Source organism: Siphonobacter sp. BAB-5405, assembly GCF_002872335.1.
Classification (GTDB): domain Bacteria; phylum Bacteroidota; class Bacteroidia; order Cytophagales; family Spirosomataceae; genus Siphonobacter.
Genome location: NZ_NJAG01000022.1, coordinates 17,836 through 41,692 on the forward strand (window position 1 = coordinate 17,836; position 23,857 = coordinate 41,692).

Here is a 23,857-nt window from a genome sequence, read left to right on the forward strand (position 1 = left end):
AACGCCTGTACGCCTCTATCGAATAGCTCAAAAAGGCCCGTTTTGTAAGGGATAAATGTCTTGGACGATTCCTTACTGAAACGGGCCTTTTCTATGGTAGGGATAGAAGGTTTAGGAGGGCAGCGTAATCCGAAAGGTAGTGCCCTTGCCGGGTTCTGAGGCTTTTACGAATAGACGACCCCGGTGGTAGTTTTCGATGATGCGTTTGGCCAGCGTTAGACCTAAACCCCAGCCGCGTTTCTTGGTACTAAACCCGGGATTGAACACCTGTTTCCACTGCGATTTTGGTATGCCTTTACCCGTATCGCTAATGTCGATATACGTTTGTCCCGCTTTTTCCCAGAGGTGGATCCGTAGTTCGCCTACGCCTTCCATGGCATCAACGGCATTTTTGCAGAGATTTTCAACCACCCATTCAAATAGGTTCCGGTTTACGGGGATCATCTTACCAGCGGGGATTTCATTATTGACGTTCCATTTGATCTTGGAAGAAACCCTTCGCTTCAGATAATCCACAAACTGCTCGACGTGCTGAGCCAGGGGTTCGGGATGTAGCGTAGGTACGGAACCAATGTTGGAGAAACGGGCCGTAATAGTTTCCAGCCGTTCCACATCCTTTTCCACTTCCAGTACAAATTCGGTTTCGTAGCGGTCCGGGTCCGTTTTGAAGTATTCCACCCAGCCTTTCAAACCTGAAAGCGGCGTACCTAGCTGGTGAGCGGTTTCTTTGGCTAAACCTACCCAAACCCGGTTTTGCTCCGAGCGACGAGAGGCACTGAACGCCAGATAAGCCAGATAGCCAAAGACCAGTAAGCCCAGCAACATCATTACGGGATAGTACTGAAGCTGCGTAAAGAGAAAGGAGTGACTGAAATAGATGTACCCTTTGCCTAACCCTCCGTCGATTTCAATAGGGGGGTGAGCCGTTTCAAACTCCTGAGCCTTTTGTTTAAGAAAAGCTATTTTCTCCGCTGGGTTTTCAGGCTCCGCGATGTTCTTAGCCTGATATTGACCTTGATATTCATAAATAACAGGAATCTCGGTATTGATCTTTACTACCTTATCAAAAAAGAAATTAACGTCTGTTTCCACCGGACTAGTCAAGGCGTACTCTAAGCTTTCCGCATATAAACGCACCTCTTCTTCTTCATGAGCTTCCAGTCGGGCAATGAGAGTGTTGGTATAATAAAACCAGGCTCCTGAGAAAGCCATCAGTATTAGCAAAATACCAATTTTAACCTGATTTTTTTGCTGGTATAAATCACCGGAAAGCATCCGGGCGGGTAGACTTCCCAGACGATTTTCGGAACGTAATTTGGGGGGGGCAGGAGCCGTACTGTTCTTCATTTCATAAGTGCCAACGTCGAAACAATTAACGTCGGTATACAGAAGGGATGCAAAAATTAAAGACGAGTTAAAACCGTGGAGATCAGACTACAAATCTCGACTATTTCAATGATTTTCATCAGCTTTTCCAATGAGTAAATTGGAGATTTCAATCAGTAATTTTGATCGATTCTAAATAAAAAAGAATGGGATTTATTACGACCTAGTGTAAGTTATCCTGACGTATTTTTGTGTGTTTTTAGTGAAAGCAGATGGCTAATACGTTTCGAGCAATCAGTTTATCGTACAAAACCGCTCCACTGGCAGTCAGGGAGTTGGTAGCATTAGATGAGAGCGAGGCCAAAACGTTTTCCTTGAAATTGAAAGAACTCTTCGGTTTTCAGGATATTTTGGCAGTATCAACGTGCAACCGTACGGAAATATACTACACGGCTGAGGCAGACTATGCCGAGTCGATCATTAAGTTACTGGCTATTGAAAAAGGTCTGGAAAAACCCGCAGACTTACCGGATTACTTCGTCAATCTAAACGATCAGACGCAGGCCATTCGGCATTTATTCGAAGTGGCTACCGGATTGCATTCGCAGGTGGTCGGTGATCTTCAGATTCCTAATCAGGTAAAACATTCATACCAGTGGGCAGTTGATGCCGATGTGGCGAGTCCCTTCCTGCATCGCCTGATGCACACGATTTTCTTCGCCAGCAAACGCGTATCTCAGGAGACCAGCTTCCGTGACGGAGCGGCTTCGGTATCGTACGCAACGGTGGAGCTGATCGCTGACTTAACGCAAAATCATAACTTACCCAAAGTGCTCGTTGTAGGCCTGGGTGAGATCGGTACGGATGTGGTGAAAAACCTGGCCGACAAAGGGTTTGCCCAGATTACACTACTCAACCGTACGTATGCCAAGTCAGTAAGTCTGGCAGAAGGTACCGATTTTCGGGTAGCGGATTGGGAGAATTTGGAAGCCGAAGTAGCTCAGGCGGATGTGATTGTTTCGTCTCTTCGCGTAGCGACTCCTCTATTTACCAAAGCGTTTGTGGAGCAACTCAATATTCTAACCTTCAAGTACTTCATTGATCTTTCCGTGCCGCGTAGCGTAGCTCCGCAGGCGGAAGAAGTGCCCGGAGCTCTGGTATACGCCATCGATGACATTCAGGCCAAAGCGAACGCAGCTCTGCAACGCCGTTTGGAGTCCGTTCCGCAGGTACACCGCATCCTGGACGAAGCTATGGCTGGTTTCCAGGATTGGTCGAAAGAAATGGTGGTATCGCCCACGATTCAAAAATTCAAACAGGCCCTGGATCAGATTCGTAAGGAAGAACTGGCCCGTCAGCTCAAACATCTGACGCCTCAGGAAGCCGAAAAATTCGATAAATTGACGTCTAACATCGTGAATCGCATTTTACGTTCACCGGCCGTCAATCTGAAAAACGCCTGTCGTCGCGGCGACGCCGATCAGTTGGCCGATGTGCTTTCGGAACTATTTGATTTAGAACGGCAGGCTGAACATAAATAAGAGTACACTCTCTTTCAAAAGTGTCATATCAACGAGCGAAAAACGGAAGGGCGGAGATTTCTCCGCTCTTTTTTTGTGCCTTATCGGTAAGCTTTCTGATACTGGGCAGGGGTGAGGCTGGTCAAATCTTTAAACTGACGGTTGAAATTGGAAATGGTATTGAAACCGCTTTCGTAACAGATTTGCGTAATCGTCAATTTCCCTTCCATGAGTAGTTTGCAGGCGTAGCCAATCCGTACTTCACTGACAAACTCGGAGAACGTACGGTTGGTCCGGGTTTTAAAATACCGGCAGAAAGCGGAAGCACTCATACCCGCCAGCGAAGCCATCTCGTCCAGGCGAATCTCCTGCTGAAAATGGTCCAGTACATAGTCGTGTACTTTCTGCATGCGTTCGGTTTCCGAGACTTTGTGGGTATTCACGTAGCCCAGACTGGCAATGGCCTGACATTCCTCACTATGGGCCAATTCGTCCAGCAACGTCAGGAGGTGTAAAATAGCCTGAAAGCCCGTCGCCCGGAGTAGTTGCTTCATGCTTTCCCGAATCTGCTCCCGCAGGCGGCCTTTGATTTCCACGCCGCGAACCGCGTGCTGAAAAAAGCTCTGGAGTACGTGCATCTCCGGCCGCTGGAAAAAATCAGTACCCAGAAAATCTTCCGTGAAGTACACGACGATCCCTTTGGTTTGCAGCTCCGAATGCGTTTGAAAATACGGCGGGTCGCTTCGCCAGAGGTGCGGAATGTTAGGTCCCAGAAATACCGTATCACCCGGTTCAAAAGGTTGTATATTGTCTCCAATGAATCGTGTACCGGTCCCTTCCTCTACTGTGAACAACTGGTAATGCGGATGGAAATGCCAGTTCGGGTCAAAGTGAGGTGAGACCAGTTCCTGCATCGTAAACGAAGCAACGGGGTTCTCAATGGTCTTCCGAAGTGCAGATTTCATACGGTCGATCTAATCTGTATTTTGCAGAATAAATAATCAGAAATACAAAATAGGTCAAAATTCAGTAGATGTTGGTCAAAGATGACGGAGTTTTTATCATTTTCCCGACATAAAATTGTACCATGATCTACAGCATGAATCTGCTCCTGTGGGGGCCTACTCTGGACGAATCGTTTTTTCCCACCCTGGAAGAAATCAGAAGCATTGGTTTTGGTGGCGTAGAAGTGCCGATCTCTTCAACCAAACCCCAATTTTACCGTAGCTGGGCCAATCGCCTGGATGAGCTGGGACTCAAGCGGCAGGCCGACGTGATTTGCGGACCGGACCAGAATCTGATCAGTCCGGACGCAGCCATGCGGAAAGCTACGCTGGAACACCTGCACCGTAGTGTGGATTGTGCCGTAGAGCTGGGAGCCACGCACCTGATGGGACCGTATCATTCGGCCCTGGGCGTATTCACGGGTCAGCCCGCTACGGCCGATGAGTGGAAATGGGGGGTAGAAAGCATCCAGATTCTCGCGGAGTATGCTCAGCAACAAGGCATTCGACTGGGTTTGGAATACCTCAACCGTTTTGAAATGTATCTGACGAGTTGCGGCGAAGAACTGGCTCGCTTTGTCGATGATGTGAACCATCCCAACTGCCAGATCATGTTCGATACGTTTCATGCCAATATTGAGGAGAAAAACATCGGCGATACCATCCGGCAACTCGGCGACCGCATCACCTTTGTACAGCTTTCGGAGAATGATCGTTCGACGCCCGGTAAAGGAAACGTAGCCTGGGATTCTGTATTTCAGGGTCTTCACGACATCAACTACCAGGGTTGGCTGAGCATCGAAGCATTCAGTACCAAATTAAGTGTAGCCAATATCTGGCGAAAAATGTTCGATTCGGAAGAGCAATTGATGCGGGATGGACTTCAATTCATTCAAAGTAACTGGGAAAAGCAAACTGCCCCCTCTTTTGTAAGCAATGGCCATACGGCCTAAGGTCTCATTGTATATCCTCTAATCACTAGTACGCATGTCAAAACCCGTTAACATTGCTATTGTAGGTCTGGGCTTCGGAGCCGAATTTATCCCCATTTATCAGCGTCACCCTCATGCAAATATGTACGCGATTTGTCAGCGTACGCCCGAAAAACTCAACGCCGTAGGAGACGCTTTTGGCATTGACGTTCGTTATACCGATTACGATGAATTGCTGAAAGATCCCAACGTCGACGCCGTTCACATCAACTCACCCATTCCTAACCACGCCGAACAAAGCCTGAAAGCCTTACGGGCGGGTAAACACGTAGCCTGTACGGTACCCATGGCAACAACGGTAGAGGAGTGTCTGGAAATTGTGAAGACCTGCCGCGAAACGGGTAAAAAATACATGATGATGGAAACGGTGGTGTACAGCCGCGAGTTTCTGTTCGTGAAGGACTTGTATGAAAAAGGCGAACTGGGTAATGTACAGTTTCTGAAAGCCAGCCACCAGCAGGACATGGACGGCTGGCCTGATTACTGGCCCGGCTTACCACCGATGCACTACGCTACGCACTGCGTAGGCCCCGTAGCTGGTCTGCTCAAATCCAGTCCGGAATATGTATCGTGCTTTGGCTCAGGAACCATTCGGGAAGAGCTGGCTCAGATTCATAATTCGCCTTTTGCCGTTGAATCCGCTCATATCAAATTCAAAAACAGTGATTTGTCAGCGTATGTCTACCGCTCGCTGTTTGATACGGCCCGGCAGTACCGCGAAAGTTTTGAGGTATACGGTTCAAAAAAATCGTTTGAGTGGCCGCTCATCGAAGGCGAAGAGGCCGTAATCCATACCGCCAAGAAAGAAGAACACGAAATTCCGGAACGCGTCACCGTGCCCGATTTCGCTCATTACTTACCCGAAGAGATTCAGGATTTTACCACGAAAGGCGTATACGACGTCGCCGAAAACACGCACCTGAGCTTTACCCAGGGCAGTGGTCACGGCGGTTCGCACCCGCACCTGGTGCATGAATTCCTGATGGCTTTGGTTGAAGACCGCGAACCCTTTCCCAATGCTGTGCAGTCGGCCGAGTGGACCAGTGTGGGAATTCTAGCTCATGAATCAGCTTTACAGGGCGGAAAACTCCTGTATCTGCCTGATTTTGAGAATGCGTGATTGTGGAAAGAACCCTGCAGGAACACCCGTTCCTGTAGGGTTAATACAGAGCTAAACCTTTTTATGAATGAAAAAAATTCTTGCGGGACTAGCCGCCCTGAGTATGCTTTCGCTGACGTATTGTACGCGGCAGCCGGGCTCGTCGGCTTCGACGCCCAAGACCGAGGGGCGGAGGATTGAGATTCTGTTTCTGGGGGACAATGGGCACCACCGACCCATGCAAATGGCTCCCATACTGATGGAAGGATTGGGTGATAAGGGCATCAACCTGAGTTATACCGATCGGCTGGAAGATTTGAATCCAGAAAACCTCAGCAAATACGACGGTCTATTGGTGTTTGCCAACTGGGACAGTCTGCCACCGGCTCCTGAAAAAGCTCTGGTCGACTTTGTGAAAGGGGGCAAAGGACTGATCGCCGTACACTGTGCTTCCTGGTGTTTCCGTAACTCCAGTGCCTTCGTCAATGACATGGTAGGGGGGCAATTCTGGAAACACGGCTGGGATACCATTCAGCCCGTGTGGGCCAAGCCCGATCATCCGGCCATTTTTGGCACCAAGCAATTCAAGACGGTAGACGAAACTTATCTGCACAAAAAACTGGCGGCAGATAACGTAGTACTTACCGAGCGAATCATCGATGCCAAGCAGGCGAAAGACAAACCCGGTCAGAAAACCGAACCCTATACCTGGGTTCGTAATTTCGGCAAGGGCCGCGTATTCTACACGGCTTACGGGCACGACGAGCTTACCTGGAAGCAAACGGGCTTTCATGATCTGATGGAAAAAGGGATCAAATGGTCCGTAGGCGATAAGGTCGCGGGTGAGTTGCAGAAGCTGAATCCCAAGCCCTTTGTTTATCAGGAAGCGAACCTTCCCAACTACGAAAAACGGCCTGGCCCCCAACTTAAGCCCGATCCGCTTTCACCGGAAGAATCGATGAAACACTTGCAGGTAAATCCGGATTTCACGCTGGGTTTATTTGCTGCTGAACCCAACGTACAGCACCCCATCGCCCTCAGCTGGGATGAGAAAGGACGCATGTTCGCGATTGTTACCCTTGATTACCCCAACGAACGGAAAGAAACGGGTGGCCGCGATTACATCCTTATGCTGGAGGATACCAATGGCGATGGAAAGGCCGATAAGTTTACCAAGTTCGCGGACAATCTGAGCATTCCAACGAGTCTGGTGGCTTACGATGGCGGTTTCATCGTCTCGCAGGCACCGGACATGCTGTTCTTAAAAGATACTGACGGCGACGGTAAAGCCGATGTCCGCAAAGTATTGATGACGGGGTTCGGTACGATGGATACGCACGCCGGTCCGAGTAACCTGCACTATGGTTTCGATAACTGGATTTACGGATCGATTGGCTATTCCGGCTTCAATGGTACCGTCGGTGGCAAGAAACACCAGTTTGGTCAGGGCTTTTTCCGTTTCAAACCCGATGGTTCGGAACTGGAGTATCTGACTTCCACCTCCAACAATACCTGGGGGTTGGGCTTCGATGAAACCGGAAATCTTTTTGGCTCTACGGCCAATAACGATCACGGTTGGTACATGGCCATTCCGAACCGATACATGCTGGGTTGGGACAAGCTTCGCCTCCGCGGCGGTCGCAGTACGGATACGCACAAAGACATGAAAGTCCTGACCCGGATTCGTCAGGTCGACGTCTTCGGCGGATACACGGCGGCGGCTGGTCATAATTTCTACACGGCCCGGAGTTTCCCGCAGTCGTACTGGAACCGCGTCGCCTTTGTCAGTGAACCTACGGGCCACATCATCCACCTGAATACGATGGAAAAAGATGGGACGGACTATCACGATAAAAACGATTTCAACCTCGTGGCCGGAGCGGATGAGTGGTTTTCACCCGTATTCGCTGAAGTAGGTCCGGACGGAGCTGTATGGTTTGCCGATTGGTACAGCTTCATCATCCAGCACAATCCGACGCCGAAAGGTTTCGAAAATGGGGACGGGAACGCGTATGTAACAGACCTTCGGGATAATACGCACGGACGGATTTATCGCATTGCTTACAAAAAAGCTCCGGCGTATCAGCCACTTGCCCTTTCCAAAGATCAGCCTGAAGCGTTAGTCAAGGCCCTCACCAGCGACAACATGTTCTGGCGACAGGCGGCTCAGCGATTACTGGTCGAACGCGGAAAGTCAGACGTCCTGCCGCAGTTGTATGCTCTGGTGAAAAACCAGTCACTCGATGCAATTGGTTCAAATCCCGGAGCTATTCATGCGTTATGGACGCTGCACGGATTAGGAGCGTTGAATGGTTCGAATGCGGAGGCTTTCCAGATCGTTACGGCGGCTTTGAAACATCCGGCGGCTTCCGTTCGTAAAACGGCGGTTCAGGTATTGCCCAAAAATGCATCTACGGTAGCCAGTTTGTTACAGGCCAATACGCTGAATGATTCGGAACCACTGGTAGGCTTGAACACGGTACTGGCTTTCACGGAAGCTCCTATGACGGCTGAAGTCGAAAAAGCAGTAGTCGCAGCTTTGGGAAATCCGAACTTTGTATCCGATCGCTGGATGCCCGATGCATTCACGACCGTATTCAATGCCCGTGATTCCGAATTACTGAAAACGTTTTTAGCGAAAGCTCCCCGACAGGGACAAGCTTCGGCATCCGCCAGTACCTCCGCCGCGATGGATCATTCCGCTCATCAGCATGGTATGACGGAAGAAAAAGCCGCTACGAGTACGGGTCCAAAAGCCGATATTGTCGTAACGCAGGTAAAACCGTCGACGCCCATGCCGACAGTGCGGGAAGGTATTTCGTTCTCGGTAGAAGTAGAAAACCGGGGTTCCGCAGCGGTTCCCTCAGGTACACCGATTACGCTGAAAATCCACGCCGAAGGCCCAAACTTGAGCCGGGATTGGTTGAGCTATACGTTCGTTAAAGGTCTGAAAGCCGGTGAGAAAGCGTTCATTACCGAATCCAATAACGGTCCCTGGGTAGGTCCCATGGGTCTGAGCTCAGATGTACCGGGGAACTTTACCATTTCGGTAACGGCTGATCCGGATAACAAGATTCCGGAAAACCGGGAAGACAACAACACCTTCCGTTACGTGGTCAAGTACCAGCCGCTCAAAAACCTGACGGGTTTTGTGCTTGAAAATGCCACCCGTGCCTACACGGCTACGGCTACCGAAGCCGAGCTGTTGTCCTTCGCTGGCTTGCTGAAAGGCTTGAATGATACGGATGCGAAAGCGGTGCTGGCCGGTATGCGACGCGGCTGGGATCCCAAACGTAAGCTGACTCCCTCGGCAGCAACGGAACAGGTGCTGGCCAGTCTGGATAAAGATCTCTCCAAAGACAATCAGAAACTGCTCAATAACTGGGCCGAACTGACCGGCTTACGCAAATCTGCGGAGAACGCAGTCGATCCCAATGTACAGACGGTGAAGATTAAGACGGTTACGGAAAAGCTTCAGTTTAGCCTGAAAGAGTTTACGGTGAAGGCTGGACAGCCGGTAGAGATCATTCTCGACAATCCCGACCAGATGCAACACAATCTGGTGATTGGTAAACCGAAATCACTGGAAGTGATCGGAAAGGCCGCTGACGCCATGATTACGCGACCCGACGCCGTGTACAAAAGTTACGTACCGGAGATTCCGCAGGTGATCATTGCCACGAAGCTGGTCAATCCGGATGATAGTGCTCACCTGAAGTTTGTTGCTCCGGCGGAACCAGGCGACTATCCCTTCGTGTGTACCTTCCCCGGTCACTGGCGAATCATGAATGGGGTAATGCGGGTAGTGAAGGAGACGGCAAGTAGCAACTCAAAAAAATAACAAAACCCTAATACGTTAAAAAAGTCGCTTTTCTCGCTGTAGAAAAGCGGCTTTTTCTTTTTCTGCAAAAACCCGGAAACATACGTATGCTGGTTAATTCCCTTCTCCGGTGTTTCTTCCTTCGAGAAAATGCCGACGGCAACGGGCTTCGTAACTGTCTTTTTCACCGAGTAAAATCTGTCCGGGCGTAGCTACTTTACGGTAGGAATAATTCGCTAGTTCCCCGCAGACCACGCAAATGGCGTGTACTTTCGTTACGTATTCGGCAATGGCCATCAGCGAGGGCATGGGTCCGAACGGACGACCTTCCGAGTCCATATCCAGACCCGCAATGACCACGCGTTTACCTGCATTGGCCAGTTCGTTACAGACGGCTACAATCTCGTCATCAAAGAACTGAGCTTCGTCAATGCCAATCAACTCACAATCTTCGGCCAATGCCAGAATTTCCCGGGCCGAAGCCACGGGCGTTGACTGAATCGAAGTAGCATCGTGGGAAACGACATTTTCGGCGTGATACCGCGTATCCAGGGCGGGTTTAAAAATGCGTACGTTCAGTCGGGCAATGATGGCCCGGTTCACGCGGCGGATTAATTCTTCCGTTTTCCCCGAAAACATAGAGCCACAAATCACCTCAATCCAGCCCATGTGGCAGCCGTCGGGCGTACGAAGTCCGTTGGTACGTTCAATAAACATCTGCGAATGATTTTGAGCCGGCCCTACCTCCGGCATCCTGAATCTGCAAAAATAACAAAGCAGCGACGAAACCGCCGCTGCTTTGGTCCAGGAGTCTGGTAAATTATTCGAAGTAGTTCATCGTCCGATAGCCACCTTTGTTCAGGTGCAGATCTTTTTTGAACAGGTCCAGATCAGCCGTCATCATATCATTGACCAGTGCAGGGAGGTCATATTTCGGCTCCCAGCCCAGTTGGGTTTTCGCTTTCGTTGGATCGCCGTGCAGCAGGTCTACTTCCGTCGGACGGAAATAACGCGGATCAATTGCTACGACTTCTTTGCCGATTTCAATCTGGTATTCCGGATTGTTGCAAGCAGTTACGTAGCCTTTTTCCTCGAGTCCTTCTCCTTTGAATTCCAGCTCAATACCTACTTCACCGAACGCCATCCGGATGAAGTCCCGTACTTTCGTCGTTACGCCGGTAGCAATCACGTAATCTTCAGCTTTTTCCTGTTGCAGAATCAGCCACATGGCCTCTACGTAATCTTTGGCATGGCCCCAGTCACGCAGTGAATCCAGGTTACCCATGTAAATTTTGTCGAGTACGCCCAGAGCAATACGCGAAACGCCACGAGTAATTTTCCGCGTTACGAACGTTTCACCGCGTAAGGGAGATTCGTGGTTGAACAGGATACCATTCACCGCAAACATATCGTAAGCTTCGCGGTAGTTCACCGTAATCCAGTAGCCATACATTTTTGCTACGGCATAAGGTGAACGGGGATAGAACGGGGTCGTCTCCGATTGAGGGACGGCCTGTACCAATCCGTACAGTTCTGAAGTAGAAGCCTGATAAATTTTGGTTTTGTGGGTAAGGCCCAGCAGGCGTACGGCTTCAAGGATACGGAGCGTACCTAAGCCATCCACCTGAGCGGTGTATTCGGGTTCGTCAAAGCTAACCCGTACGTGTGATTGAGCTCCCAGGTTATAAATTTCGTCAGGTTGGGTTTCCTGAATCAGCCGGATCACGTTGGTAGAATCGGTTAAATCTCCGTAGTGCAGATGAAAACGGACATCCTGTTCATGGGGGTCCTGATACAAGTGATCAATCCGCTCAGTGTTGATGAGCGAGCTGCGGCGTTTGACGCCATGCACTTCGTAACCTTTTTTGAGTAAAAATTCTGCCAGATAGGCACCATCTTGGCCGGTGATTCCGGTGATAAGGGCTTTCTTCATTCGGTTGTATATCTAATCCACAATAATAGGGACTGCTATGTTGCTAAACCACTGGTAAGTATTGTTGTTTACAAAAAACTGATAAAATTCTAGAGGTACAAAACAATATTGGCAAAATCCTTTACGGCTCAGTACTTTCATCCTTGTCTGTAACTCGGTTGTCTATGATTTTCAGAGCGTCCCGAAGGCTTACGCGGTCCGAAATAAGGGTAGAACCCGGGTACTCGTTCCTGATTTTATTAAAGTAACGTTCCGCATCGAGGCGGGTAGCAAAGTCACCTACACGTAGGCGATACGTTGGATGGTTGTAAGCAATATACGTGTTTAATTCTCCGTAATTTTGATAAACGTATAACTTGGCCGCTTCCATGTCGGCACGCTTGGTTCCTGTATACAGCTGAATGCGGTAGCCCGCCAGATACCGAACCCCTTTATTTCGCTGAGCCAGCGTATCCAGCGTCGAATCTAATTTTTTGTTGATTGTTTGCGTACTGCCGGGAGCTGTAACAGGTGTTACAGGCTTTTTTTTCTCTTCTACCGGAGCTTTTTTGACCTCACTTAACTCATACCGGGGGCGGTACGAAGCCAGATCCAGGTCGTAAGGCCTGGATGAATTAGACGAACGGGTCGGAACAACTTTAGAAGAACAGGCCGTTAAGAGGCTCATTCCTACCAAAAAAATAAGTAGTGTGGAGGGTTTCATAACCATATCAAAGCGTGGGTTTAGGAAGAAAAGCTAAACCAGTGACTCGTTGCGATTTACGTTTGGGGAAACAAATTTTCAGGGAATTTCCCGGAAATCAAACGTATTTCTGATAGAACTTTACCGAAGTTTGAAAAGGAATCCGGTTTATGCACATGCAGCAAGATATTTCTCTAAAGCCCTATACCACCTTCGGTATTGAGGCGAAAACCCGCTGGTTTACTGAAGTAAGCTCAGTAAAGACCTTGCAGACGGTTTTGCAAGCCCATCGGGATACGCCCAAGCTCATTCTGGGCGGGGGTAGTAATTTGCTCTTAACGCAGGATTTCCCCGGTCTGGTGATTCGAGTGGCTATTCCGGGCATCGACATCGTCGCGGAAGATGCGGAATATACCTTCGTCAAGGCCGGAGCCGGTGTCGTCTGGCAGAAACTGGTCGAAGCCTCGCTTGAGATGGGCCTGTCTGGGCTGGAAAATTTATCCCTAATACCGGGTTCGGTCGGAGCGTCGCCCATGCAGAATATTGGAGCGTACGGGGTAGAAATCAAGGACGTCTTTCATGCACTCGAAGCCCTGCACATCGAAACGGGAGAAATCCACAGTTTTAACGCGGCTGATTGCCGGTTTGGTTACCGCGAAAGCGTATTCAAGCACGCGTATAAAGGTCGGTATGTGATCGTAAGTGTCACCTATAAACTTTCAAAAAAGCCTCACTACCAGATTAGTTACGGCGATATTCAAAAAACGCTGGAGGCAATGGGTGTCACTGAATTGTCCAGTCGGGCCATTAGCCAGGCAGTTATTCAAATTCGCCGATCCAAGCTACCCGATCCGGCAGAACTGGGCAATGCGGGGAGTTTCTTCAAAAACCCCGAAATTCCCGTGGCTCAATATGAAACCCTGAAAGCTCAGTATCCTAACCTGCCGGGTTATCTCACTACGCCGGGACAAATCAAAGTGCCCGCGGGTTGGCTCATTGAACAGGCGGGCTGGAAAGGCTATCGCGAAGGAGACGCGGGCGTACATACACGGCAGGCGTTGGTACTGGTCAATTACGGCCAGGCTACGGGCGAAGCGATTAAAAATCTTGCCGAAAAAATACAGGTTTCCGTGCTGGAGAAGTACGGGATCGCTCTTTCAGCGGAGGTAAATTTTATCTGAGGAAGCGAGCGTGACTATGGCCCAGAGCATACCTTAGGTCTATAAAAGCTAATCCCATGAAATGGTTAAAAATAGCCCAGCTCTTATGCCGGGCTATTTTTATATCATAATCTCACCTTTCAGATAAGCTACGGCTTCACCGGAAATTTCGACCCGGTCGCCCAGCAATTGAAGCCACAGCTCACCACCCCGGGCTGAAATCTGACGGGCGAACAATTCGGTTTTCCCCAGTTTCTCTGCCCAATACGGTACGAGTACGGTATGGGCTGAACCCGTCACCGGATCTTCATCTACGCCTGAACCGGGGGCAAAAAAGCGACTGACAAAATCCGCGTCCGTTCCTACTGAACTCACGATGACGCCCCGGGCTCCGATGGTGCGTAAGTGACGATGATCGGGATTGAGTCCGGCAATCTGTTCTTGTTCTTCCAGAATCACTAGATAATCATTGGTCCGGCCCCGTAGTACTTCCGAGGCCCGGCTCAGGCCCAGGCTTTCCAGCAAACCTTCGGGAATCTCCGTCGCCTGGGGTGGGTTGGCCGGAAAATTCAGCGTCAGCCGGGAGCCCTGCCGACGAACCGTCAGCAAGCCCGAATTGGAATGAAAGCGAATCTCGTCCTGCGTGTAACCCAGAAATTCGTACAATACGAAAGCCGAAGCCACCGTCGCATGACCACACAAGTCAATTTCTACCGTCGGCGTAAACCATTTTAATTCATAATCATCGACTTTCTGAACGAAAAAAGCCGTTTCCGCCAGATTGTTCTCGGCGGCAATCTTGAGCATTGTTTCTTTGGGCAGCCATTCCTGTAAGGGAACCACCGCAGCGGGGTTTCCTTTGAAAAGGGTATTCGTGAAGGCATCCACCTGATAAATGGGAAGTGTCATGGCTTATGATTGGTTAGAACGCGAAGTAAGAACTTGCTCGGGACTGGTCGTATCGTTAGATCAAAAAAACTTCTGGTGGTAAAGTTACCAGCGGTAACGCAGCTGTACTTTCACATCCGTGCGATAGGGATACGGAATTTCATCAAATCCCGAACCGACTGTGGGTTGATTAAGCAACTGCGTACGCGAGAGTCGAAGCCAGCCATCCCAGCGTTTGGAAAATCCGTAATGAACCAACAGATAACTACGCCAGCCGACATCGGCATACGCCGGAATCGAAAACGCGGCCAGTACATCGGATTCGTACACATAAATGCGACTGTCGTAATCGTTGGTGTGAAAATAGGCCAGGCGGCCGGTCACGGAAAGTTTTCCCGAATGAAACTTGGCATCCTGTACCAAAGCGAACCCCTGGGAAGGAGCGAAACTTCGATACGAAAAACGGGCGTATAGAATACGGGAATTCAGGGACCACTTTCGGTTCAAATCCTGATCAAAACCCATCCAGAGGCCACTACGGGCAATGGTGGTAACCAAAGGGGTTTTAGACAGGCGAGCAGGCAGATTCTTTTCTTTTTGTTCGTAAAATGCCTGAACGGTCCATTGAGCCGTTTTACGAGGGCGGTACGTACCCCGAATGAGCGTGCCGAAGCCCTGGGATGGCTGATCTACCAGATACTTTAGCCAGGGAAAACGGAAATAATCCAGGTAAGCTCCCACCTGCCAGCGGCGGTTAGGCGTATACTTTCCACCGAGATACAAACCCGTTTCATTGATATTCCGGGAGTTTTCGCTGAACGCATTTCCGTAAAACGAATGAAAGTTCCGGTCGTACCGCCGGAAGATCAGACTGCCGTCCCAGCGTTTACTGAAACTGGCCAGCACGCCCGAAACCAGTCCGACACCACCCGAGCTGGAGCGACCTGCTTCCCCGAAGAAATTCATATTTCGCCAGAGATAGGTATAGTTAATGCCTAGGACAACATTCGTCTGACCCGCAAATTCGTAGTGATTATACGCCCGATCCGCCCGCTGAAGCCGTTTGTCGTAGCGGGTCTGGAGATACGTAAGACCCAGACTGGCCTCTCTGCCCTGCCAACGAAGATGTCCACCCCAATCCTGACTAAGCAAACTGGCTTTGTCGTTGATTTCGGCCGTAGTCCGATGCAGACCCGAAGTTTGGATACTACTAACCGTAATCGAATCAACCTGATTCGCATCCCGTTTAATTCGCGAATAAAAGCCAGTTAATTCCCACTGCCGGGCGAGTTGCAGGGTAGTCGCCAGGCCACGAAAGAAACCGTATTCCGTGGCAGAAGTATACGGACGAATCCCCAGCTGGCTACGCCGAATGCTGAGTACGGGTTCGGAGCCTTTGCCCAGATAAAAGCCTCCAGCCGTAAGTAAGCCCTGACCTAACTGTAGTTGGTAATCACCAAGGGCTAGGCGTTTAATCTTTCCGTAGTTCTGTACGAAGCCATGAAAGGAAACATAATCTATGCCGTAGCTACGGGTGGCTGGTTTCCAGGTCCAGGGTTCACCCGCGTCGTGTTTGGCGGTAAAGCCGAAACTAAACTGCCGATTGGCGTAACCTTTGTAGCGGGTGAACAATCGGTACGGCTGCCCCTGGTAACGGATATTCCCTTTAGCATCCGGGATAAAGCCCCGCCGAAGCTCCAGTGAGCGATCATAGCGAAGGAGTACATATTGAGCGGCAGAGCCGTTTACTTGCTGGTTTTGTATGCGTACGAAAGGAAGCAGCCGCTGAATGGTTTGAAGGTCGAAGTCGGGGATAGCCTGTAATTCGTACAAGGATAGGAGCGAGCCGGCCCGTTGGCGATAGGTAAAAAAGCTGGTTAGTTGCTTTTCGGACAGGATATACAAGGCCGAAAGTTCTTCATACGTCGCGGTATTCAGATCGATTGGTTGCTGAAAAAGCTGATACAGATTGTCCAGAACATCTTCGGTTACGTTTTCGGATTGGTTGGGTAACAAATGTTCAATCAGCGTACTCGGATCCAGCTCGGGCCGGGCGGGTTCCTGTGCATAACAGCTCAAAGACAAGAGACCAAAAAAGATAAACCATTTCATCGGCTAGGTGGGTAGCTGACGAAATTGAGTATTTTGTCTTAAATAAGGATGAGGTATTTAGGAAGCGGTAGGGCGGTACACAAAAAAGCCCGCCACACGGTGCGGGCTTTTTTGTGTATGATCGAGCTGAGTTTAATCTAAGCCGACTACTTTAAATTCCGTACGACGGTTTAACTGGTGCTGTTCTTCCGTTTGTGCATTCGGAATTAGTAACTGACTTTCACCGTAACCTTTGGCAGTAATACGGTCAGACGAAATACCGCGGGAAAGAATATAGTTCACCGCTGATTCGGCCCGTTGCTGGGAAAGCCGCTGGTTATACGAATTGGTACCACGTTCATCCGTGTGCGAACCTAATTCTAGTTTAATATCCGGGTTATCCTGCAGAATACGAACCACTTTATCTAGCTCCGTTGAGGCGTCGGCCCGAATGTTAAATTTATCAAAGTCGTAATAAATCGTTTCGATTTTAAATGACTTGGAAAGCTCCGTACCCACTTCTTTCTTCAGCATGTCTACCGTGGCGTACAGCGTTGTATCCGTAACGGGTTTGGTCAGTCGTTCCTCCGGAATCTGTTTGCCTTCCGTGATGAACAGCTCCTGTTTTTTCAAATAATCCGGCTTTTCCACGACGATATTGTAATCCCGGCCAATCCGGATGGGGTAAACGCCGAACTTACCGTCAGGGTTCGTAACGGCTTCCCCAATGGTGGTTTCGTTATCATCGACGACCGTCACTTTTACACCGTCGAGCGGCTGTTGCGTTTTGGCATCAATGACCGTTCCGGCAATGAAATAACGAACCGATTTACCAGACTGTGTACCGGGAATCCGAGGCGTCGTAGGCGGCGTTTGGGTGATCAGTACGGGTTCTTTCGAGCTTTCGAAGTAGTAAATGTCGTCGTCGCCCTTACCGCCTTCCCGATTGGAAGCAAAGTATCCCCGCGTCGAGTCCGCCCAGATCATTCCAAAATCATCGGCTTTGGAATTGAAAGGCTGGCCCAGGTTTCGTACCTGAATGACGCCTTCGTTACGCGTCGCTTCAAACAGATCCAGACCACCAAAACCGGCGTGTCCATCTGAGGCAAAATACAGTTTGGCGTCGGGAGATACGTAGGGGAAAAGCTCGTTGCCCGGCGTGTTCAGGTCCCGACCCATATTAGCCGGACGACCAAAGCGGCCCGCTTTATCAATATTTACCCGCCATAAATCCAGTCCACCGGAACCGCCGGCCCGGTTGGAACTAAAGTACAGCGTCGAACCATCGGCTGAAAAGGCTGGTGAGCCATCCCAGGAAGCTGAATCACTGAAGGCCAGACGCTCGGGCTCTCCCCAGCCCGTGCCGGTGTTGCGGCTGACATACAGATCTACGTCGGCGGAGGTATTACCGGCTCCTTTGCTACGACCGGTATTGCCCCGGGCAAAAACCATCATCTTGCCATCGGCGGAGAAGACGGGCGTGCCTTCGTTCATGTTTTCACCGAAAATATTCTGGCTGAAGAGTTCGGGCGTAGCCGTTTCCGTAGGGGAGGTGAGCTTGGCCTTGTACAAACCCAGCATGGGCTGACCATTGGCTTTATAAATCCGATCCTTACGAGAAGCCGTAAAGACAAGTTCATCTTTCATCAAAACGGGCGAAAACTCGGCTGAAGCGGAGTTTAGATTCGAAATGTTCGTCAGCTTGTAATTACTAACCATCTGGCTTAGCGAATCGATGAGCGTCAGGTTGTCGAGTTCCCGGCGGGCCAGCGTCAGTAGCGAACGGTTCGTGACTGAAAGCCGGGTGAAATTCCGCAGTTGTTCACCAGCCGCCGCGTAATTACCCTGCGACTTGAGGGCATAGCCATAGTACAGACGTAGCGTAGGTTCTTTACTGCCCGCTTCCAGAGCTTTCTGGTAAAATTCAGCCGATTGGGGGAGACGATTGGAGCGGCGGTAACTTTCAGCAATAAGCATATTGACCCGGGCAGGTTCTTTGCTGACGGCTTTCTGAAACTGTTTAATTGCTAATTCGTATTCACCGTTTTCATAGTATTTTTCCCCTTTCTTCAGCGACTGCAAGGCCGAATTACAGGCCGTCAGACAAAGGCTGAGCAGTAAGATGGAAAGACGAGAAGTAGTAATCAACTTCATAGTAGATGCGGTAGTTTGCGGGTTCAAGTTAGGCAAAATCCGGTGAACGTGGTTTGAGACTTATTCCTGAACAGGCGTCAGGGAATGCAACGTCTGAAAAATCCGGGTTCTCCGATCCGGAAAAGCTTTCCAAATCGGAGGAAACTTTTCTGTGCTCTAACGGATTATTCATCCATTCGGTACATTCGTACAGAGCATTAACCTAATAATCGGGAAATTTATTTTACCTTTGCCGCCCCTATTTACTGATTTTTAGTAATTCATTTGAAATCAGGAGGTTACAGCAGGGATGTTGCAACAAAAAAGTTTAGGGCCACGGATACGGTATCGGCGTGATTATTCAGTAGTAAAACGAGGGAACGCTTTAAAAGTTTTACCTGAATCGCCCGGCCAATCGAATAGCCTGAACTTCTTACCAAAGACCACGAACATGGCTAAGCAAGAGGAGTCTTCACGTAGACCCCGTAAAAACAGTACTGAAGGCAAACCCTTCTCAGAAAGTCGCCCGGAACGTCGGAATGACGACTCACGCCCCCGCCGCGAAAATGACCGTTCTTTCGACAAACCCCGTGGCGAGCGTAACTTCGATAAGCCCGAACGTCGGAACGATGAATTCCGCCCCCGTCGGGAAAACGACCGCTCCTTCGATAAACCTCGTGGCGAACGTAACGGTAATAAACCGGAACGTCGCAGTGATGAATCCCGGCCTCGTCGCGAAACTGACCGACCCTTCGATAAACCTCGTGGGGAACGCTCGTTTGACAAGCCTCGTGGGGAACGTAGCTTCGATAAACCGGAACGTCGCAATGACGAATTCCGGCCCCGCCGAGACAACGACCGTTCGTTCGATAAACCCCGCGGCGAGCGAAAAGAAGGAGAATCCCGGTTTGAAAAAGGATCGGATCGTCCGGGTAAACGTAGTTTTGACAAACCCACGTTCCCGAAAGGAGAAAGACCCGAACGCTCGGGCTCCGATAAAAAAGAGTTACCGTCGCGGTACGGCAAACGGGCCGATCATGATCCGACCCGTCGATCAGGTCGCCGAGGTCATTCCAACGAGAATGAAACGGTAAAAGCTACGCCGAATTATAACATCGACAAGTACAAGGAAAACGCTCCTGAGAAAATCAAGAAAAAGATTGAGCGGAATGAAAAGAGCAGCGATACGACCCGCCTGAACCGTTACATAGCTCTGTCAGGGGTGTGTTCGCGGCGGGATGCGGACGTATTGATCGAAGCCGGAGAAATCTCGGTGAATGGGAAAGTAGTAAAAGAACTGGGGTATCAGGTGAAACCCGGTGAAGTGGTTCGCTACGGACGCCGTGTGCTCAATCCTGAGAAAATGGTCTACGTACTGCTGAATAAACCCAAAGATTACATCACGACGGTAGAAGACGATATGGATCGCCGTACAGTGATGGAACTGGTGAAAACGGCTGCCGAACAACGCATTTATCCCGTGGGACGTCTTGACCGGAACACGACGGGGCTGCTGTTACTGACCAACGACGGTGAAATGGCTGAAAAGCTGACGCATCCCTCGCACCAGATCGAAAAAATCTATCAGGTTGAAATTGATAAACCCATTACGACGGAAGATTTTGAAGCCATTCGCAAAGGGGTTGAACTGGAAGATGGTCTCATCAAGCCGGATGAAGTAAGTATCATCACGCCCGACGCTCAGGTGATTGGTATTCGCATTCACTCGGGTCGGAACCGGATTGTACGCCGGATTTTTGAGAAATTCGGATACGACGTAACGAAACTCGACCGGACTTCTTTTGCCGGATTGAACAAGAAAGAATTACCCCGCGGACAGTGGCGGTATCTGACGGAAAAAGAAGTAATCCGCCTGAAGTATCTGGTATAAAGTAAAAGGCCGTTTGAATGGAAGTTCAAACGGCCTTTTACTTTATAAGAATAGCTGCGGTTAGATGAAAATCACGTCCCGAACCACCTCTTCGCCCATTTCACGGTTGAGTAGCTCGATGAGCTTGGTTTTAGCCAGCACCAGTTCCTGCCGCAAAGGAGCCGAAAGAATCTGTACGTATAACGTACCTTCGGCTACGTATAGTCGTCCCGTACGGCTGGCAATGGATTTCCCCACGAGCTTTTCCCAAAAAGCCACCAGATACGTCTCGCTGTACTTATTTTTGAGCTGATACGCCCGCAGCATTTCATCAATAGCTGCTTTCAAAGTGGTAGTGCCGGGCTTGCGAGCCTTCTGCTCTCGAATAAGGGGCATGATTGGTGTTGTTTGAAACAAAGGTAGGGAGGGCAGGTTAGAAATCAACGGCATCGTAAGTTTTAACGGCTCAGAATTAGTTGATTCTGTCATTTTTTATGGATAAAGTTTAACTTTGCTAGACCTTTTCTCCACCGCTCTTGAATAAGAAGGAAAATGTAACCTTTCCTTCGTGTTACATCCGTTCGGAAATATCTTATGCAGTCGTGCGAATAACTTCTTTTGAATTGTTAATTTAGCAGTACTGCCCACTAGTTTTTACCCGATGGTATCCCAAAAAATCGTATACGTCTATCAGTTTTTCAGAACTCCGGCGGAAGGCGGCATCATTCGCTCGTACTATCTGTCGAAAGCTCTGTCCGATGCTGGTTTCGAAGTAGAGGTAATTACGAGTCACAATGAAAAAACGTATCAGCGAAAACAGATCGAAGGACTGACCGTCCATTACCTGCCCCTTCACTACGAGCAACGGTATGGGACGCTTCGTCGCTTGTACGTATACGCAGCCTTCGTACTGAAAGCTATTTTTTGTGCCTTACGTATTAAGAATGTCCAGACCTGTTATGTGGCTTCGGTACCTTTAAGCGTCGGTTTCATTGGTTTGGCCATGAAATGGTTTCGGGGCGTTCCGTACTATTTTGAAGTAGGGGATCTCTGGCCGCTGACGCCCATTCAGATGGGTTATTTTAAAAATACCCTGCTTCAGAAAATGCTTTATGGATTGGAACATCTGTTCTATCAGCAGGCCGAAAAAATCATTGGTCTTTCGCCGGCCATTCAGCAGAATATTCAACAGCGAATCGGTACACCTTCCAAAGTACATTATATTTCGAATATAGCGGACTGCGAGTTTTACCAGCCCCATGAAAAAGATGGGTCTCTGGAAGAACGCTGGCAGGTAACCGGGAAGACAGTAGTCACCTATTTTGGCTCCGTTGGGAAAGTAGTAGACCTGGACTCCCTGATTAACATCGCCCGGTACGGAGCCAATCGTGCAGAAGTAGCTTTCCTGATTGCGGGTACGGGCTCAGAGCTGGCTCGTTTGAAGCAGAAAGCCGTAGGTCTGACGAACGTACAATTTCTGGGACATCTCAATAAAGGGCAATTACGGGAAGTACTTAACGTGACCGACGTTGCTTACCTGTCGTACCTCGACGTACCGGCTCTGGGCACCAACTCACCGAACAAACTATTCGAGGCTCTGGCCGCGGGCAAACTCAGTGTGATCAACATACGGGGCTGGCACTGCGACCTGATCGAGCGGGAGGGCTGTGGATTCTACGCAGACCCGCGTAAACCAGCGGATTTCTTCGAAAAACTGGAGCCTTATCTGCACCAGCCCGAGCGATTACGTCAGGCAAGTTTGCAGGCCCGAGGTCTGGCCGAAACGCAATTTTCCCGTCAAAAACTCGGAGCTAAACTGGTTACTCTCTTTCAACCGGAGTTGGTAGAGGAACGGGTACGCATGGCCGTAGAGTAAACGTTATCGACACCATTGCTGGAAAGAGAAAAGTCAGGGTAGAGGAAATTTTTCTTCTACTTTGGCTTTTTCTCTTTTATTTAGCCTTTCATCCAAAGTACTGATGACTTCATGCGTAAAAAGATTGTATTGATGGGACCGCCTTCAACGGGGAAAACCACGTTGGCCCGTCAACTCGCCGAACATTTTGGTACCAACTGGATTGAGGAATATGGTCGGTTGTACTGCGAACGCTTTGGCAACGACTGCGATGCGATGGATCACTGCCACATTGCTGCCGGACAATTGTATTATGAAGAGCAGGGAATGCTCGCTTCCACGCATCCCCTGTTGTTTTGTGATACCGATGTGGTTGTCACTCAAACCTTCGCTGAGCTTTATCTGGGCGAATGTCCGGCCATCGTGCAGGAATGGGCCGCTCAGTACAACTATCCGCTTACGCTTTTATTAAGCCCCGACGTACCCTGGATTCAGGATGACCTTCGTTTATTTGCGGATCGGCGGGAATGGCACTTCAACCGGCTTCGTGAGTTACTGGAATGCTACCAGCGTCCCTACGTTCTCATTTCAGGGAACTATGAGCAACGGTTGCAACAGGCCATTCAGGCCGTAGAAACGCTATTGCGTGAGCCATCGGCTAACATCGGTTAAATTTTAATAACCCTCATCTAAACTTGAAGCCGAAAAAAGGGGTCTTACTTAGTAAATGGAAAATTTAAGGCCCAGTTTTTTCGTTACATCATTGTGTATTTGAACGGTATCTAAAGACATGAAACGCATCTCAAAATCACTTTTGCTCCTAGTGCTTAGTGTGGGGATCTGGACGGCTTGTGAACGCGATCCAGTGAAAGATCTCGACCCGAACGACTCGAAGGTATTCATTACCAACCACAGCAACGTCGATTACAAATCCTATAAAACGTTTTCGATTCCTGACTCGGTTCTGATCGTTGAAAACGACCGGAGTGGCCGGGGAGCAGCCGTACAGGATTTGGTCTACATTGATCGGATTGCGAGAAACCTGATCGCCAATGGCTATACGCGAGTGGCCCGTACGGCAAAGCCGGATCTGGAAGTAACGCCAGCCCGGATTTCGTATACGCAATCGGGTTATGTACCAACGTACAATCCCTGGTTCGATCCCTATTGGGGTTATGGTGGATACGGCGGGTTCGGAGGTATTGGCTACGGTTATGGATATCCCGTATTCTATAATTACTATTCGTACAACGAAAATTACTGGTACGTACGGATTGCTGATCTCAAGAACATAAGTGCGGATAATAAGGCCAACGTCATCTGGGATGCTCAGATTCGGGGTGACGGAATCTATCAGGAATCGCAGATTACGAGTCTGGTGGATGCCATTTTCGCTCAGTCGTCGTATTTAAAAGCCAATTAGCAGAATCTGCCGGAAGTATTCAGGCCGATTCTTTCCTAACATTCTCACATTAATCCATTTG

Annotated in this window: 18 protein-coding genes; 9 read left to right on the forward strand and 9 right to left on the reverse strand. The window is 49.5% G+C overall.

Annotated elements, in window-relative coordinates; genetic code table 11:
• Positions 1–111: 111 nt before the first annotated feature.
• Positions 112–1,347, reverse strand: a complete 1,236-nt coding sequence (locus BWI97_RS16715; protein ID WP_233207882.1) for a PAS domain-containing sensor histidine kinase — start codon at positions 1,345–1,347, stop codon at positions 112–114.
• A 251-nt stretch (positions 1,348–1,598) separates the two neighbouring features.
• Here BWI97_RS16715 and hemA point away from each other — a divergent pair, with 251 nt between their 5' ends.
• The gene (hemA, locus tag BWI97_RS16720; protein WP_102201955.1) at positions 1,599–2,867 is read left to right on the forward strand and encodes a glutamyl-tRNA reductase; all 1,269 of its coding nucleotides are present in this window, start codon (positions 1,599–1,601) and stop codon (positions 2,865–2,867) included.
• An 80-nt stretch (positions 2,868–2,947) separates the two neighbouring features.
• Here the strand turns inward: hemA and BWI97_RS16725 are convergent, their stop codons facing one another.
• Complete coding sequence (locus tag BWI97_RS16725; RefSeq protein WP_094815251.1) at positions 2,948–3,811, reverse strand: AraC family transcriptional regulator; 864 nt, start codon at positions 3,809–3,811, stop codon at positions 2,948–2,950.
• Positions 3,812–3,945: 134 nt separating this feature from the next.
• Here BWI97_RS16725 and BWI97_RS16730 point away from each other — a divergent pair, with 134 nt between their 5' ends.
• The 3 genes from BWI97_RS16730 (at position 3,946) to BWI97_RS16740 (ending at position 9,782) form a co-directional block, all read left to right on the forward strand.
• Entirely contained in the window at positions 3,946–4,803 is an 858-nt protein-coding gene (locus BWI97_RS16730; RefSeq protein ID WP_233207883.1) for a sugar phosphate isomerase/epimerase, read from the forward strand.
• Positions 4,804–4,837: 34 nt separating this feature from the next.
• Positions 4,838–5,962: a Gfo/Idh/MocA family protein gene (locus BWI97_RS16735; RefSeq protein ID WP_094815247.1), complete on the forward strand. Its 1,125-nt coding sequence runs from the start codon at positions 4,838–4,840 to the stop codon at positions 5,960–5,962.
• A gap of 67 nt (positions 5,963–6,029) precedes the next feature.
• Positions 6,030–9,782 carry a PVC-type heme-binding CxxCH protein gene (locus tag BWI97_RS16740; protein ID WP_102201957.1) on the forward strand — a complete coding sequence of 1,251 codons (3,753 nt, stop codon included), beginning with the start codon at positions 6,030–6,032 and terminating at the stop codon, positions 9,780–9,782.
• 93 nt (positions 9,783–9,875) lie between these two features.
• Here the strand turns inward: BWI97_RS16740 and BWI97_RS16745 are convergent, their stop codons facing one another.
• The 3 genes from BWI97_RS16745 to BWI97_RS16755 all read right to left on the reverse strand — a co-directional run bounded on the left by BWI97_RS16745 (position 9,876) and on the right by BWI97_RS16755 (position 12,361).
• The gene (locus tag BWI97_RS16745) at positions 9,876–10,478 is read right to left on the reverse strand and encodes a thymidine kinase (protein ID WP_094815243.1); all 603 of its coding nucleotides are present in this window, start codon (positions 10,476–10,478) and stop codon (positions 9,876–9,878) included.
• Between the two features lie 103 nt (positions 10,479–10,581).
• Positions 10,582–11,694, reverse strand: a complete 1,113-nt coding sequence (gene gmd, locus BWI97_RS16750; protein ID WP_094815240.1) for a GDP-mannose 4,6-dehydratase — start codon at positions 11,692–11,694, stop codon at positions 10,582–10,584.
• A 121-nt stretch (positions 11,695–11,815) separates the two neighbouring features.
• Positions 11,816–12,361, reverse strand: coding sequence for an SPOR domain-containing protein (locus tag BWI97_RS16755; protein ID WP_158242778.1), 546 nt, complete (start codon positions 12,359–12,361; stop codon positions 11,816–11,818).
• 185 nt (positions 12,362–12,546) lie between these two features.
• Here BWI97_RS16755 and murB point away from each other — a divergent pair, with 185 nt between their 5' ends.
• Positions 12,547–13,557: a UDP-N-acetylmuramate dehydrogenase gene (gene murB, locus BWI97_RS16760; protein ID WP_102201959.1), complete on the forward strand. Its 1,011-nt coding sequence runs from the start codon at positions 12,547–12,549 to the stop codon at positions 13,555–13,557.
• 99 nt (positions 13,558–13,656) lie between these two features.
• Here murB and BWI97_RS16765 read toward each other — a convergent pair whose 3' ends face one another.
• The 3 genes from BWI97_RS16765 to BWI97_RS16775 all read right to left on the reverse strand — a co-directional run bounded on the left by BWI97_RS16765 (position 13,657) and on the right by BWI97_RS16775 (position 18,669).
• Positions 13,657–14,445: a PhzF family phenazine biosynthesis protein gene (locus BWI97_RS16765; RefSeq protein WP_102201961.1), complete on the reverse strand. Its 789-nt coding sequence runs from the start codon at positions 14,443–14,445 to the stop codon at positions 13,657–13,659.
• Between the two features lie 84 nt (positions 14,446–14,529).
• Positions 14,530–16,536 (reverse strand): helix-hairpin-helix domain-containing protein, encoded by a 2,007-nt coding sequence (locus tag BWI97_RS16770; RefSeq protein ID WP_102201963.1) that lies wholly within the window; start codon positions 16,534–16,536, stop codon positions 14,530–14,532.
• Between the two features lie 132 nt (positions 16,537–16,668).
• A complete protein-coding gene (locus BWI97_RS16775; RefSeq protein WP_199182025.1) occupies positions 16,669–18,669 on the reverse strand; it encodes an OmpA family protein in 2,001 nt (666 codons plus the stop codon).
• 430 nt (positions 18,670–19,099) lie between these two features.
• On the opposite strand from BWI97_RS16775, the gene BWI97_RS16780 reads away from it, so the two are divergent.
• The gene (locus BWI97_RS16780; protein WP_233207884.1) at positions 19,100–20,539 is read left to right on the forward strand and encodes a pseudouridine synthase; all 1,440 of its coding nucleotides are present in this window, start codon (positions 19,100–19,102) and stop codon (positions 20,537–20,539) included.
• Between the two features lie 60 nt (positions 20,540–20,599).
• Here the strand turns inward: BWI97_RS16780 and BWI97_RS16785 are convergent, their stop codons facing one another.
• On the reverse strand, positions 20,600–20,914 hold the full coding sequence (locus BWI97_RS16785) for a DUF721 domain-containing protein (RefSeq protein ID WP_102201967.1): 315 nt from the start codon (positions 20,912–20,914) through the stop codon (positions 20,600–20,602).
• Between the two features lie 265 nt (positions 20,915–21,179).
• Between BWI97_RS16785 and BWI97_RS16790 the strand changes: the two genes are divergently transcribed.
• The 3 genes from BWI97_RS16790 (at position 21,180) to BWI97_RS16800 (ending at position 23,796) form a co-directional block, all read left to right on the forward strand.
• Positions 21,180–22,394: a glycosyltransferase family 4 protein gene (locus BWI97_RS16790; protein WP_102201968.1), complete on the forward strand. Its 1,215-nt coding sequence runs from the start codon at positions 21,180–21,182 to the stop codon at positions 22,392–22,394.
• Positions 22,395–22,505: 111 nt separating this feature from the next.
• A complete protein-coding gene (locus BWI97_RS16795) occupies positions 22,506–23,045 on the forward strand; it encodes an AAA family ATPase (RefSeq protein WP_102201970.1) in 540 nt (179 codons plus the stop codon).
• Positions 23,046–23,163: 118 nt separating this feature from the next.
• Positions 23,164–23,796: a DUF4136 domain-containing protein gene (locus BWI97_RS16800; RefSeq protein WP_094815217.1), complete on the forward strand. Its 633-nt coding sequence runs from the start codon at positions 23,164–23,166 to the stop codon at positions 23,794–23,796.
• The last annotated feature ends 61 nt before the right edge of the window (positions 23,797–23,857 follow it).